Genomic DNA, 14,646 nt, shown 5'->3' with positions numbered 1-14,646 from the left:
ATTCCCCAGCATCGAGATCAAAGAAGATCGGAGTTACCAGTGCAGCTATTTCCCCGCCCTGCGTCTGCTGCCAGGCAACCGGCAGAGCCGAGTCCCCGCCGCGCGGCACCCCGCATACGCAAGACCGGCGTTGTTGCAGCCGCAGCCGCCGTCGTCCTGGCCCTTAGTGCCTGCGGCGGAGGTTCAGCCCCGCAAAGCGCCGACGGCACAGTGGAACTGCGCTTTTCCTGGTGGGGCGGCGACAAGCGCGCACAGCTGACCCAGGAAGCCATCAAGCAGTTCGAGGCTGAGAACCCGAACATCAAGATCAAGCCTGAATTCGGCGACTGGAGCGGTTATTGGGACAAGCTCGCTACCCAAGTGGCCGCCAACGATGCCCCCGACATTATCCAGATGGATGAAAAGTACATCACTGAGTACTCCAGCCGCGGCGCCCTGCTCGATCTGTCCAAATATGAGATCGATACGTCCAAGCTCGACGAAGCTGCGCTCAACGCAGGCAAGGGCGAGGACGGCCTGACCGGCATTCCGGCAGGCATTAATGCAGCCACCATCCTGGCCAACCCGGCAGTCTTCGAAGCCGCCGGCGTTCCGATGCCGGACGATTCCACCTGGACCTGGGAAGATTTCGGGCGCATTGCAGCTGAAATCACGGAGAAGTCACCCAAGGGCACCTACGGTGCCGCCGCGTACGGAACGGACGAAGCTTCGCTGGGCGTCTGGCTGCGCCAGAACGGCAAGTCGCTCTACACTTCAGACGGAAAGCTGGGCTTCGAACCGGGCGACATCGCCGAGTGGTGGGCGTTCCTGAAGGAGCTCAGTGCCAAGAAGGCCGTGCCTTCTGCATCCGAGGTAGTTGAAGCTGAGGCTGCCCCGCTGGACCAGAGCGGGCTGGCCACCGGCAAGAACGCCATGGCGTTTTGGTGGTCCAACCAGGCACCTGCCCTGGAAAAGGCTTCGGGCAGCGACCTGAAGATCCTGCGGTTCCCCACGAAGACAGGGTCTGCAGATGATGCCGGGCTTTGGTACAAGGCCTCACAGTTCTGGTCGGCCTCTTCACGGACCAAGCACCCTGAGGAGACCGCGAAGTTCATCAACTTCCTCACCAACAACGTCAAAGCCGGCGAAACCCTCCTGGCTGACCGCGGCGTCTACCCGAACTCCGAAGTGCGGGCCGCCATCGAACCCAAGCTGACCCCGGCCGACGTCAAAGTGGTCAAGTTCATCGACCAGATCAAGGACGAACTTGGCGAGGCCCCTGCCCCGCCGCCGAAGGGCGCCGGTGCCATCCAGGAAATCATCAAGCGCTACACCTCCGAGGTTCTCTTTGAGCGGCTGTCCACGGAGGAAGCGGGCAAGAAGGCTCACGCCGAAATGTCCGCCGCTATCAGCAGTTAGTCTTCACGCCGCCAACACGGCTCGGAAATGGCGTAGGCGCCGCCTCCGCCCAATAAAGTCCGGCGGCGGGTGGCAGCTCCGTCCCGGCAGGAACCATAAGTTCCTGCCGGGGCGGAGCTGTTTAAGCGGTGGTGGCGCGACGCGGGCCCTCCAAAAGCCCGCGCCTAACTTTCGGCGATCACCGCAACGCTTCCTGCGGGAAGCGAACCGGAGAACTGCTCGCCTGTCAGCAGGTCCGTACCAAGCACTTCAACGGAAGCGTCAGACCTGGTGTGGTTGATGGCGAACAGGAAACTGCTGCCGTCGGCTGAACGCCGCCGGGTCAGTTCCACGCCGTGGTCAGCGACAGCAATGGGGGCAACCCCCGACTCGGCCAGGAGCCGGTCCACGATCGACTCGATGCCGTCACGGTCGGGGAAAGTTGCCAGGTACCAAGCGGCCCCGGAACCCACAACATGACGGGTCAAGGAGGGCACACCCTCCAGGGGATACTCGGTGAAGGCCTGGACTGCCTCCGCCCCTTCAAGATGGACATGCTCGCTCCAGATCGAGGACACAGTGCCGTCACTCAGCTTGAGCTGCGACCCGGCCAGCAGCGGGTGGAACTCCTCCACCCGCACGCCCAGGAGTTCGCGGAACGCCCCCGGGTACCCGCCCAGCCGCACGTGGTCCTTTTCGTCGACAATCCCGCTGAAGTAGCTGACCAAAACGGTCGCGCCTGCGGAGGCAGCAGCCGCAATGCTGGCCGCTGCCTTGTCGGTCACCGAGTACAACGTACAAACCAGGACCAGGTGGTAGCCCTCCAGCGAAGCTGACGGGTGGACTATGTCCACGGCAACTCCCCGCAGGAACAGGGACCGGTGGAAGGCCCGCAGCAGGTCCAGGTACCTCACGTCGATGCTCGGCTTGGAGTCGATTTCGCTGGCCCACCACGCCTCGTAGTCGAACACGATGGCAACGCGGGATTCCACCCGCGAACCCCGAACTGGTTCCAACAGCTTCAGGGCAGCACCGAGGTCCACCACTTCGCGCCACACGCGGGTTTCACGTCCGCCGTGCGGCACCATGGCCGAGTGGAACTTCTCGGATCCCGCAAAGCTCTGCCGCCACTGGAAGAACATCACTGCATCAGCGCCGCGCGCCACGTGCGCCAGCGAGTTGCGCATCATTTCCCCGGGCATCTTGGGCTGGTTGCGTGGCTGCCAGTTAACGGCCGACGTCGAATGTTCCATCAGGATCCACGGGTCACCGCCGGCGATCCCACGGGTCAGGTCCGCGCTGAAGGCGAGTTCGATGTGCCGTTCGGGATCCGCCGCCACGAGGTAGTGATCATTGGCGATGACATCCAGGTCCCCGGCCCAGCTGAAGTAGTCCATGGATTTGGTGGCGCTTGAGGCCATCAGGTTGGTAGTGCAGGGTACGCCGGGGGTGACTTCGCGCAGGACCGCGGCCAGTTCGCGGTAGTAGTCCATCAGTGCCCAGGAATTGAACCGCTGGAAGTCCAGTTGCTGCCCTGGATTCAATGTTGACGGCGCGACGCCCGGCGGGAGGATCTCGTCGAAGGAGCCGTAGTTCTGGGACCAGAACGCCGTCCCCCAGGCCGCGTTAAGCGCCTCAATGCTTCCGTACCGCCTTCCCAGCCAGGCGCGGAATGCAGCCGCGTCCTCCTCGCCGTAGAACTCGGAGACGTGGCAGCCCAGCTCGTTGTCCACGTGCCACAGCGCCAGCGCGGGGTGGTTCTTGTACCGTTCCGCAAGGACCCGTGTAATGCCGGCGGCGTAGCGCCGGTAAACGGCTGACGACGGCGTGTAGTGCCGCCGCGACCCCGGTCCCAGCACGGTTCCGTCAGCAGTGACGGGCAGGATCTCGGGATGCTTGCGTACCAGCCAGGCCGGGGGAGCGGCGGTGGCGGTGGCCAGCGCAACCTTGACTCCAATGCCGTGGAGGTTGTCCATGACCTCGTCCAGCCAGCCGAAGTCGTAGTGTCCTTCGGCAGGTTCCAGCAGTGCCCAGGAAAAGATGCCGACGCTCAGGAAGTTTACGCCCGCCTCCTGCATCAGCTCCAGGTCTTCCAGCCTCACGCTCACGGGCCACTGCTCAGGGTTGTAGTCGCCGCCGAAGGCGATGCCCTCGACGTTGTTCCATACGCTGGCTGGTCTTGGGTTTGCCTGCTGTGTCATGGGGCTCCTTTGTCTGCCGGGAGGATGGAAGCGGGATGAAAACCTGCTGATTGGAAAACGCTTGCCCATTTTCCGGAATGGGGATATTGTATCGTTTCAGAAGCCGTGTAAGCCAGCTCACTACCCGTGTTGTAGATGAGATCAGGGATTGCACACACTGAGCAAGGAGGCTCCCGTGATCAACAGAAGGCATTTCCTCACCACCGTCGCCGTCGGCACCGCATCAGCCGCAGCGCTGGCGGCGTGCGGCACCGGGTCCAGCTCGTCTGGAGAGACCGGTTCCGCTGACAACCCCGTCACCATCAACTACACCTGGTGGGGCAACGACGACCGCGCCGAGCGCACCCGCAAGGCCATCGCGCTGTTCGAGTCCAAGAACCCGGATATCAAGGTCAACGGCAACTTCACAGATTTCCCCAGCTACTGGCAGAAGCGAGCCACCGAGGCTGCCGGCGGGGGCCTGCCGGACGTCATGCAGTGGGACCTCTCCTACCTGCGCGACTACGGCCAGCGCAACCAGCTCCTGGACCTGGGCACCGTGAACATCAACACCGATGCTTTCGAAAAGTCGCTCCTGCCGTCGGGCCAAATCCGGGGTAAGACCTACGGCATCCCCACCAGCACCAACGCCTTTGCCGTTTACTACGACCCCGCCAAGCTCGCCTCCCTCGGCATCGCAGAGCCGGATGGCACCTGGACCTACAAGGAATTCAACCAGTTCCTCACCGAGGTGGGCAGCAAGAGCAACGGTGCACTCTTCGGCTCCACGGACTACACCGGCGTCTGGTGGATGTTCAACATCTGGCTGCGCCAAAACAACATCCAGGCCTTCACCGAGGACGGCAAGCTCGGCTTCACCAAGGATGACCTGAAGAAGTGGTGGAACCTCACCGCAGACCTCCGGGGCACGCCTGCCATCATCTCCGAAGAGCGCGTGACCCAGCTCAAGCCCAAGTCGCCACTGGGCTCCAATGTGACCGTCTCCGAGGTTACCTGGGACAACTTCATGGCCGGATACCTCGGCGACAGCGGGGCCAAGGAACTCAAGCTGGTTCCGGTTCCCTCCGACGACCCGGACAACCTGGGCTTGTTCCTGAAGCCGTCCATGCTGATGGTGGCCAGTGCGAAGACCAAGTTCAAGGATGCTGCCGCCCGGTTCATCGACTTCATGGTCAACGACCCCGAGGTGGGCCAGATCTTCAAGACCTCCCGCGGTGTCCCGGCTTCCAAGACACAACGTGACGGCACCACCTTCGAAGGCACCGACAAGCTGGTTGTGGATTACGAGAAGTCCATCGAGCAGTACCTGAAGGACGCTCCTGAGCCGCCCATCGTGGGCTTCGGCACCCTGGAAGCATCGTTTGGCCGGATCGCCTCGGAATTGAACTACGGGAAGGTGGACGTCAACGGTGCCACCGATGCCTGGTTCAAGGAAGCCGAAGACCTCATCAAGCAGAACGGCTGAGCAGGCACATTGCCTGAGCAAGTCGTTCACAACTGACGGAATGAACTCGTGACTCAAAGCCCAACACTGAGCAGGCGTTCGTCGCAGACCGCCTCCCCGCTGCCGCGCAAGTCGCGGCGGCGGGGGGCGGATGCCCGCGCCGGTTATACCTTCCTGTTGCCCTGGCTGCTGGGATTCATCGCCCTCACCGTTGGGCCGATGGTCTCCTCGCTGTACCTCTCCTTCACCAACTACAACCTGTTCGAGCCGCCTAAATGGATCGGCCTCGACAACTACACCAGCCTCTTCCAGGATGAAAGGTTCCTGCAGTCGGTAGGTGTGACAGTGAGCTACGTTGTGTTCGGTACCCCGCTAAAGCTCGCTGCCGCACTGGCGGTGGCCATGCTGCTGAACAGCAAGCGCCGCGGCCAGGGTTTCTACCGCTCGGCGTTTTACGCCCCCTCCCTGATCGGCGCCTCCGTGTCCATCGCGATCGTCTGGAAGGCCATGTTCGGCGATTCCGGACCGGTGGACCAGGGCCTGTCCTTCTTCGGGATCAATCTCGGCGGCTGGGTGGGCAACCCCACCATGACCATGCCGATGTTCATCCTCTTGACCGTGTGGCAGTTCGGCGCCCCGATGGTGATCTTCCTGGCCGGCCTCAAGCAGATCCCGAACGACCTCTACGAGGCGGCATCCATGGACGGCGCCGGACCGGTCCGGAAGTTCTTCAACATCACCTGGCCCATGCTCTCCCCGGTGATCTTCTTCAACCTGCTGATGGAAACCATCCACGCGTTCCAGATCTTCGCCTCGGCGTACATCATCTCCAACGGTGACGGCGGCCCGGCCGGCTCCACCCTCTTCTACACCCTCTACCTCTACCTGCGGGGCTTCAGTGACTTCCGGATGGGTTACGCCTCGGCCATGGCATGGCTGCTCGTAATCGTCGTCGGCATCATTACCCTGATCTTCTTCCGCACGTCCAAGTCCTGGGTCCACTACAGCGGTGATGCGAAATGACAACCACGGCAACCCCTACACAGTCCGCCCCGGACGCACAGGTGCCGCACTACAACCCCAAGTCCGAATCGGCAGGGGCCAAACGGGCAAAGAGCACCATCTTCCACGTGGTGGCACTGGCGCTCACGGCAATAGTCCTGTACCCGGGCCTGTGGATGATCGCCTCGGCATTCAAGCCCAACTCGGAGATCGGTGGGTCCAACACCTCGCTGTGGTCGAGCAATTTCAGCTTCGACAACTTCGTCACCGCCATGGAAGGAATCGGCGGGGTATCCACCCTGCAGTTCTTCACCAACTCGCTGGTCCTGGCTGTCGGCGCGGTGGTGGGCACCGTCCTCTAAGCGTCCGTCTCTGCGTACGCGTTCGCCAGGATCAACTTCCCCGGCCGCGGAGTGTTCTTCGGCATGATGATCGCCACCCTGCTCCTGCCGTTCCACGTGGTGATCATTCCGCAGTACATCGTCTTCCAGCAGTTGGGCCTGGTGGACACCTACATCCCGCTGCTGATCGGCAAGTTCCTGGCCGCGGATGCGTTCTTCGTGTTCCTCATGGTCCAGTTCATGCGCGGCCTGCCCGCAGAACTCGATGAAGCGGCGCGGATCGACGGCGCCGGGCATGCCCGGATCTTCGGGTCCATCATGTTGCCGCTGATGAAGCCGGCCCTGATCTCGACGTCGATCTTCTCCTTCATCTGGAGCTGGAACGACTTCCTGGGCCCGCTGCTGTACCTGAACACCCCGGACAAGTACCCCCTGCCGCTGGCGCTGCGCCTCTTCGTGGACCAGACCCAGTCCTCGGACTACGGCGCCATGATCGCCATGTCCGTGCTGGCCCTGCTGCCCGTGCTGATCTTCTTCCTGGTCTTCCAGCGGTACATTGTTGAAGGCGTCTCCACCCAGGGCCTCAAGGGCTGACGGAAAACGAGACAGAAAATGAGCGTCATGGACAGCACCACCCCCGCCTCCAACCACCACGAACCCGTCCCGGTGAACCGCTTCGCGCTGTTCTCCGAGACCCTCCTGGCCGGTGTGCTGGTGCTGGTGCTGTCCCTTCCGCTGGTGACCATCCCCGCCGCGTATGCGGCGGGGATCACCCATCTGGAACGGCACCTGTCCGGGCGGGACGATTCAGTCCGCGGCCTGTGGAACATTTTCAGGACTTCCCTGCGCGGCAGCTGGAAGATTGGAATCACGACGGCGGCCGCCGCCGTCGTGATTGTCCTTAACCTGATGCTCGCCTGGGTGGGCCAGTTGCCGGGCAGGGAAGTGGTGTTGCCCGCCACCGTGATCCTTGCAGCCGCGGCGGCCATCCTGCTGCTGCGCACCGCGGCCGCCTGGTCAGATTTCACGGGTTCCGCGGCAGACGGCAGGGAAACCTGGCGTTCCGCCCTCGCGACAGGGCAGGCGCTGTCAGTAAAGGACTGGACCGGTTCCCTCCTGCTGGCTTCCGCGCTCTTCGCGGCAGTGGTGTTCGTCTGGATGCTCGTGGCACTCTTCGTGGTGGTGCCCGGCACGCTGATCCTCGCCGCCGCGGCGGTCAAGCTGCGCTCCTCCCGCTGAACATTTTTCCTGGTCCTGCCCGCCACTATTGAGTTGAGTCCGCCGTGTCTTCCGACCGCCAGCGTTCCGAACAGTCCGTCCATACTCCGCAGAACCAGCCGCGTTGGTACCAGCCGCTGACGCAGCGGAATTACCGGCTCTTCCTTGCCCTGGTGTTTACCGGGGGTGTGGGCGTGTGGATGCAGCGGCTCGCCCAGGACTGGCTGGTGCTGGAGTTGACCGGCAGTCCGGCCGCCGTGGGGGTGGCCGTTGCCCTTCAGTTCCTTCCCATGCTGATTGTGGGCCCGCTGAGCGGCCTGCTGGTGGACATGTTTCCCAAGCGGCGCATCATGCTGGCCTGCCAGGCCGTCATCGCCATCCTGGCCCTGGGCCTGGCGGCATGGGCGGCGAGCGGGACCATCACCGTCTGGGCCGTTTACGCCAGTTGCGCTGCGCTCGGCGTGACGTCGGCCATCAACCAGCCTGCAAGCCAGGTATTCGTTAACGAGGTGGTAGGCGACGCCGCCCTGCGGCCCGCCATTGGCCTCAACAACGCCGTCGGCCAGCTGGGCGCCATGGCGGGGCCGGCACTGGGAGGAGTAGTCATTGCCCAGGCAGGATCAGCCGCGGCATTCGCGGCAAACTCGCTGCTGTGCGTGCTGGTCCTCGGCCTGATTGCGGCCATCCGTCCCGCCGAGCTGCATCCAAGCACCCCGGCGGTTCGCGGGCGGGGCCAGTTGCTGGCCGGTTTCCGATACGTCCGGGAACGTCCCCCGCTGCTGCTGGTCATTGCCCTGGCGGGGCTCCTGGGTATGTTCGGGATGAACGGACCGGTGGTGCTGGCTGCCTTTGCGGAACGGGTGTGGCACAACGGTGTTGAGGGTTTCGGGCTGTTCAACACCGTGAGCGCCCTGGGTGCATTGGCCGGAGCGCTGCTGGCTGCCCGCCTGCGGTCCCTGGGCCGGAAGGGGATTGTGCTTGCGGCCGGTCTTTTCGGGCTGTCCCAGCTGGTGGCGGCGCTGATGCCCACGATCGTTCTGTTCACTGTGATGCTGGTGGTGGTGGGGGTGATGACCCTGCTGTTCCTGACCAGCGCGGCCACCGCCGTCCAGCTTGAGGCCGACCCCGAGATCCGGGGCCGAGTCATGGCGCTCTATCTTCCCCTCCTCCTTGGCGGCCACGCGATGGGCGGCCTGCTGGCGGGATGGCTCACGGAGCAGCTCGGCGTCCGCGCCGGGCTGGTGATTACCGGCGGGCTGGGGATGCTCTCCGCTTTGGTCATTGGCCTGCTCCTGTGGCGGCATGGCCGGAGCCAGGCAGCCCGGCCGGCCGGCCCCTCCTGACCTCTCGAGACGGCATTTCGCGCGGCCGAGGGTTACAGGCCGTCCGCGCTGGGCGTGAAGGTCCACGTGCCGGGGTGGATGCGGAAGTCCACTGGTTCCCGGCCTGTTGCGGGGCTGCCGCCGGGATTCGTCCGGGCTGTGCCGGCACTTTGCGGAACGAAGGGCGCGACGGCGGCCTCCGCCGTCGCGCCGTTGCCCCTGGAACCGACCGTGTAGCTGCCGGCGGGAAGCCGGACAGTCGCGGTGACGCCAGGGGGTATGGTGCACTCCAACTGGATGAGCCCGCCTTCGCGTCTCCAGTTGGCCGCCACGTGGCCGTTGACCGTGGGTACCGATCCGCCCGCGTGGTCCAGCCGGCACAGCGGAGGCACAATCAGCACGTCCGCGCCTCCGCCAGAGGTGTACCGGACGCCGAGCAGGTGTTCCAGGATCTCCTTGACCACCGAGGCTGACCACGCATGGGACTGGCTGTAGTCTGTGCCATCCAGCAGGTCCCAGGCCTCCCAGGTGAACGTGGCGCCGCGGTCCAGGAGCCGCGCCCAGCCGGGCTGGTCCGCCCGGGTCAGGAGGTCCAGCACCGCGTCCGTCAGCCCCTGGGACAGGAGCGCACGGACCAGGCGGTGGACCGTCATGGGTCCCTGCTTCATGCCCAGTGCAGCAAGGCGCCGGGCATCGGCTGCCGCGAATTCCGGATCGGTGATGCCCAGGGACAGCGGGAAGGACGTGGCATGCTGGGACGCGTGCGGACTGGGCCTGCCGTCCGGGTGCAGGCCATCCACCATCACACCGTCCACCCGCAGCGCTGTACGGATTGCGTCCGACAAGCGGCGGGCGGATGAGGCATAGCGGATGGCTGCGTCCTCATCGCCGCCAAGGCTGCAAAGCCTGGCGGTGGACAGCAGCGCTGAATAGGCCTGGGCGTTGACGGTGGTCTTGGCCGCGCACTCCATGTCGTAACCGAACCGGCCAGGCTCGGGCCAGTCCACGATGCCGTGCAGATAGGGGCCGGAGCCGCCGCCCAGCCGGGTGACCAGGCCCGCCGTCGGACCCTCCGCCGGAATGTATCGCAGCGCATAGTCCGCGGTGTTGCACAGGTGCGGCAGCAGTTCCCGGACCAGGTCCAGATCCCCGGTGCGCAGGTGGTACTCCTCAACCCATTCGGGCACCATGAGCGAGAAATCCGGGATGTCACGCTTCCCGTCGCCGTTGGGGTACACGGCGTTGTAGCGGCCCTTGTCCTCCCCGGATGCCCAGTACCGGAGCGCGGACCAGCGGAATTCCTGCAGGGCCTGCGCGGTGTAGGCATGCTCCCCGAAGAGGGCCATGGTGGCATACGAAATGTTCACAGCGTCCGCCAGGAACTGGCCCTTCTCCCGGGTGGGAGTGTCCACGAACTGCTCCTGGACGCCGTAAAGTGCCGAGTCGCGCAGCAGTTTGAAGACCGAGTCCAGAACAGGGTCCGAGCTGGTGAAGCTTCCTTCGTCCGGGTGGGAGCCGTGGACTGCCACGGCTCCCACCCGGGACAGTTCAGCGGCCTCCACCCCAGGAAGTTCAAGATAGCGGAAGCCCAGATGCACGTTGGCCCGGAACTGCTGCGGGCCCGCGGCCTGGGTGTAGGGGAAGGACATGTCCGTGTTCTGGCTTGCCGTCTTCCCGGTGTCCACGCGCCCGCCCGGGGTAAGGCCATAGCCGGCCCGGATCATCAGGGTGCGGCCCGGGACGCCATCCTGGAAATGCACCTCGGGACGGCCGGGCAGGACCTGGCCGAAGTCAGCCACCATGGTGCCGTCATCAGCCGCCAGGAACGCTGCGGGGGCCACGAATTCCTCCGCAAGGACGGTGCGGCGCGGGTGCAGTGCCGGGAACTCGGGTGTCGGGTGACTGCCGTAGCTGATGGCGGCGGGCACGTCTGCACTGGGGGAGGACGGGACGCCGGCCAACGACGCCGCGTGCCCATCCAGGTGTTCCACGGGATCGCCCTCGTCGTTCCGGTAGCCGGACTGGCGGTACGGGGCTTCGCCCGCGGACCATTCCGGTCCCGAACCAAAAACCTCGCGTCGTCCGTCGATGTACTGCACCCTGAGGCTGACCAGGAGGCCCGGCAGGGCCGCAGCCCGGCCCTGGCCCGGACCGTACCAGTGCAGCAGCGCCGTGAGCGGAACCGCCGAACCTGGCGGATGTGCGGCAAGCAGGCCGGTGACGTCCGCGGCATCGTAATACCCTTCGCCCGGATACCCGAAGGAGGTGGTGCTGAGGCAGTGCGTACCGGCCAGGGAAATTTGGGCATGATGATGCGCGGCCATGAACAGCCGTGCACGGCGGACTGTTCCGGTGAGCTGCACGGTGGTGCGGAACAGTGTCCACTCATCCGGCTGCCGATGCGCCGTGGTGGAAGTCCAGTGCGCCAGACACACCCGGGCGTGGTCCCCGCCGGCGTCGAACCGGTGGTCAAGGAGGACTTCGCCCTCGCTGCTGACGCGTAGTGACGCGTATTCAGCCTGGTTCCGCGGTCCTTGGTGCAGGGCCAGTTTTCCGGCGGCTCCGGGCACGGCAGGCAGGTGCACCGACAGCAGTTCCACGCCATCCAGGGAAACGGTGATGGTGTGCCCGTTATCGGTTACGGCAAGGTCCTGCCAGCCGCCGGGCGTTCGGTCTTTGCTGGTCATTCGATCCATGCCGGGCAGCGGTGCCCCGCGGCCCTCCAGGAGCCGGTCCACCCGGCCCCGCGCCAGTTCCGCGGTGTCCGGGACAGCCAAGGCAGGGATGTCCCAAGCCGGCGCGTGGCGGAGAACCACTTCCCCGGCGGCGCTAAGTTCCAGCAGCAGGCCGGTTCCAGGGCCGCTGCTCCGAAGAAGCAGTCCGGCCAGGCCCATGACCGGCCGGAGCCGGGCTTCAAGGCGGAAGCTGCGCAGGGGCCGGCACGGAACCGGCAGGAAAGGGGAACCAGCTACCCGCAGTGCACCTTCCAGGACCTCAAGGGGTGCGCGGCCCCCGGGCGCACGACGGATCCAGTCCGCCTGCCAGGACGCGTCCGAAAGTCCCGTGCTGAACGGCTTGGCCTCGGACCATTCCCCGAAATTCCCGGCCGCATCCCGGACCCGCACGCGCCACGCATAGTCTGTGTCGTCGTCGAGCGCCTGGCCATCGTAAGCGACGCCCCGCTGGGCGGGGGAGGAAACAGGGCCAGAGCTCCAGAACTTGGTCCCGCGCGTGTCCTCCACGGCGATCTCGTAGCCGGTCTGGACAGCACGCCCCGGGTCGGCGTCCTGCGGCTGGGCCAGCTGCCAGCTGAAGGCGGGGCGGGCCGAAGCTGTGAAGCACTCGCCGAGGCCCTCGGTGAGGAGGCCGACGGCGTGGAGCTGCCCCGGAAGAGCGCCCGGCAGCGTCCTGATGGCCGGCGCCTCTGCCCGCTGGCCGGCCATCAGGACGCCGGAAGGCTCAGGGCGTACGGTGCGGACGTCGCCCAGGGCAGGCCGAGTTCGCTGAACGTTGCGTGCTGCCGGCCGGCGCGTTCCAGCGCATCCTCAATGCCAAGGACGACGGCGTGGGCTGCTTCCCCGTCTCCCTCCCACCGGACGTGGGCAGCGTCGATGGCGGCGGGCAGCGGAGCGGTCCGCACTGCTTCCAGGACCAGCATGAAGGCCCCGCTGTCCAGGAGCGGGCTGATCAGCGGAACGCCGTTGGCCCGGTGCGCCAGCAGGTTCTCGGTGAGATCGTCGCGGCGGTAGGTCACCTCGGAGGTGCCTGACTTCGTGATGACGGTGAGCCGGTCCTCGGTGTAGTGGAAAACGGCCGTTCCCGCTGACCCCTGGAGCGTCACGCAGGGCTCCACCGACTCTGCCGCGCAGATGGTCAGGGCGCAGGTGATTGGCAGGCCGGAGGCAGTGCGGATGCGGATCACGGACGTGTCATCGGATTCGATGTCGTTGGCCCGGTACAGTTCTGTCTCCACTGAGGCCACGTCCCCGATGGTCCTGGCTCCGGCAATCCTCAGCGCTGTTGCCACGGCATGTGCCAGGGGATTGGTGGCCACTCCGTCCACCACGTCCACGCCGCCGATGCTGCGCTTTCCGGCCCAGCGTGAGCGCTTGTAGTAGGCGCGGTCACGGACCCAGCGGCCGGTGGCCGAAATGCCCTGCAACGTGCCGATAGTGCCCGCGGCCAGCAGGTCCTCGATGGCCTGCAGGGCATGGGAACCGAGGCTCTGGAAACCGATCTGGACTCCGCGGCCCGATTCTGCCGCGGCGTCGCAGAGCCGGTTGAAATCCGCCAGCGAGGCCACCGGAGGCTTCTCCAGGTAGAGGTCCGCACCTGTAGCCAGCGCCGTAAGCGCAAGCGGGGCATGGGTCTGGATGGGGGTTGCGACAATCACCACGTCCAGCCCCTGGGTGGCGGCGAGCAGTTCGTCAAGCCCGGGATACACCGCGGCCGACGGCGGTACGGACCCAGGTGCCGGGGGCTGCGGATCCGCTACGGCCACCAGCTCGACGGCGCCAGCGGACTGGAGGCGCTCGAGGTTGCGGAGGTGGTGGGTGCCGAAGCCGTGCACGCCTACCAGCGCAACGCGCGGGGGTGCGCCGCCTCCGGAGCCGGGGGCATCGGGACGTGCGGTTGCCCCAGGACGGTCCGCGGAAGCGTGGGGGCGGGTGCCGGTGGGCGTTCCCATGATTCTCCATTCCGCCCCGCAGGGCACACAAAATCCCGGCGTCCGCCCCTTGGCGAGCAAACGCTTTCCACCACCCAGTGTGCGGCACCTGCTCTGTCCGCGTCCAGTTATGTAACGATTCAAAAATGGGCTTGACCTTGCTGTTGCACTGGGTCTAGATTTTCGAGAAAGCGATTACCGGCGTGACGTGGACCACTTCCAGCCTCGCCTCTGCAACGATGGAGACATGAAGGAGCTGCGCGATGCTGCCAGGAACATTCAGTGCCCGGGCCTACTCGTTCTTTGACACCCTCCTCTGGATCGCCTGCCTGAACCTGCTATGGATTGCCTTTACGACGCTGGGTGCGGGCGTCCTCGGTGCCGGCCCTGCCACGGCCGCCGCGCATCTGGCTGTCCGGAAGCGGGTGCGGGGTGACGCGGCCCCCCTCGTCCGGAGCTTCGCGTCCCAGTACTTCAGCAACTTTGGCCGCGCCAACCTGCTCGCACTGCCGGTGATGGCCGCGGCTGTGGCGCTGGCGATGAACTGGAATTATTTCGCCCGGTCCGCCGGCCTCTTCTCCCAGTTCATGGCCGCAGGCGTTTTGGTGGCAGCCATCCTGCTGGCCGGGGCGGCCTGCTACCTCTTCCCAATGTATGCCCGGTACCACCTGCCCCTGCCGCAGTATCTGCTCCAGGCGTCCCGCTTTGCCTTCCGCCACCTGGCCGGAACGGTCATCCTCCTGTTCGTCTCGGCATCGGCGCTCTATGCCAGCAGCGCAGTGCCCGGCCTGATCCCCTTTTTCAGCATCGGCGCGTGGCTGTTCCTGACCGGATGGCTGTGCGACAAGTTCTTCACCGCCAATGACGAGTCTGTGGCCATGGCCGGCGGCCGGGCGGGGGAGGGCTTGCTGCCCGTGGCCTCCGTGGCCTGACCCTGCCTTCTCCTCCCTCGCGAAGGGGGAGGCGATGCATCCAACCCTGCCGCCGCCCGCCGTCGGCCCTCCCTGGCATCGCATAGCGCCGGATGAAATGAAACGTATCAAAAAGAACCCGCAGTTAGCCCAGTCGAAACCCC

General features: G+C 65.5%; 9 protein-coding genes and 1 pseudogene. 7 read left to right on the top strand and 3 right to left on the bottom strand.

The annotated features are described in order from the left end of the window. Positions 1–39: 39 nt before the first annotated feature. Entirely contained in the window at positions 40–1,398 is a 1,359-nt protein-coding gene (locus tag ASPHE3_RS16095) for an ABC transporter substrate-binding protein (RefSeq protein WP_013602254.1), read from the top strand. A gap of 164 nt (positions 1,399–1,562) precedes the next feature. Here ASPHE3_RS16095 and ASPHE3_RS16090 read toward each other — a convergent pair whose 3' ends face one another. Further along, positions 1,563–3,578, bottom strand: a complete 2,016-nt coding sequence (locus tag ASPHE3_RS16090) for a beta-galactosidase (protein ID WP_013602253.1) — start codon at positions 3,576–3,578, stop codon at positions 1,563–1,565. Between the two features lie 175 nt (positions 3,579–3,753). Here ASPHE3_RS16090 and ASPHE3_RS16085 point away from each other — a divergent pair, with 175 nt between their 5' ends. The 5 genes and pseudogenes from ASPHE3_RS16085 to ASPHE3_RS16065 all read left to right on the top strand — a co-directional run bounded on the left by ASPHE3_RS16085 (position 3,754) and on the right by ASPHE3_RS16065 (position 8,926). Next, positions 3,754–5,043 (top strand): ABC transporter substrate-binding protein, encoded by a 1,290-nt coding sequence (locus ASPHE3_RS16085; protein ID WP_013602252.1) that lies wholly within the window; start codon positions 3,754–3,756, stop codon positions 5,041–5,043. A gap of 48 nt (positions 5,044–5,091) precedes the next feature. Continuing rightward, entirely contained in the window at positions 5,092–6,045 is a 954-nt protein-coding gene (locus ASPHE3_RS16080; RefSeq protein ID WP_013602251.1) for a carbohydrate ABC transporter permease, read from the top strand. After that, positions 6,042–6,959: pseudogene (locus ASPHE3_RS16075) on the top strand (carbohydrate ABC transporter permease). Before ASPHE3_RS16080 ends, ASPHE3_RS16075 begins: the two are co-directional and overlap by 4 nt. Before the next feature lie 18 nt (positions 6,960–6,977). Next, positions 6,978–7,604, top strand: a complete 627-nt coding sequence (locus tag ASPHE3_RS16070) for a hypothetical protein (protein WP_041652288.1) — start codon at positions 6,978–6,980, stop codon at positions 7,602–7,604. A 44-nt stretch (positions 7,605–7,648) separates the two neighbouring features. Further along, positions 7,649–8,926, top strand: a complete 1,278-nt coding sequence (locus ASPHE3_RS16065; protein WP_013602249.1) for an MFS transporter — start codon at positions 7,649–7,651, stop codon at positions 8,924–8,926. Positions 8,927–8,958: 32 nt separating this feature from the next. Here ASPHE3_RS16065 and ASPHE3_RS16060 read toward each other — a convergent pair whose 3' ends face one another. Both ASPHE3_RS16060 and ASPHE3_RS16055 read right to left on the bottom strand, forming a co-directional pair. Next, on the bottom strand, positions 8,959–12,348 hold the full coding sequence (locus tag ASPHE3_RS16060) for a family 78 glycoside hydrolase catalytic domain (RefSeq protein ID WP_013602248.1): 3,390 nt from the start codon (positions 12,346–12,348) through the stop codon (positions 8,959–8,961). Next, complete coding sequence (locus ASPHE3_RS16055) at positions 12,348–13,592, bottom strand: Gfo/Idh/MocA family protein (protein WP_013602247.1); 1,245 nt, start codon at positions 13,590–13,592, stop codon at positions 12,348–12,350. Before ASPHE3_RS16055 ends, ASPHE3_RS16060 begins: the two co-directional genes overlap by 1 nt. Before the next feature lie 242 nt (positions 13,593–13,834). On the opposite strand from ASPHE3_RS16055, the gene ASPHE3_RS16050 reads away from it, so the two are divergent. Continuing rightward, positions 13,835–14,503, top strand: coding sequence for a YesL family protein (locus ASPHE3_RS16050; RefSeq protein WP_013602246.1), 669 nt, complete (start codon positions 13,835–13,837; stop codon positions 14,501–14,503). Positions 14,504–14,646 lie beyond the last annotated feature (143 nt).

Origin of the sequence: Pseudarthrobacter phenanthrenivorans Sphe3 (assembly GCF_000189535.1) — a bacterium.
Taxonomy (GTDB): domain Bacteria; phylum Actinomycetota; class Actinomycetes; order Actinomycetales; family Micrococcaceae; genus Arthrobacter; species Arthrobacter phenanthrenivorans.
This window is presented reverse-complemented; position numbering and strand designations above follow the sequence as displayed.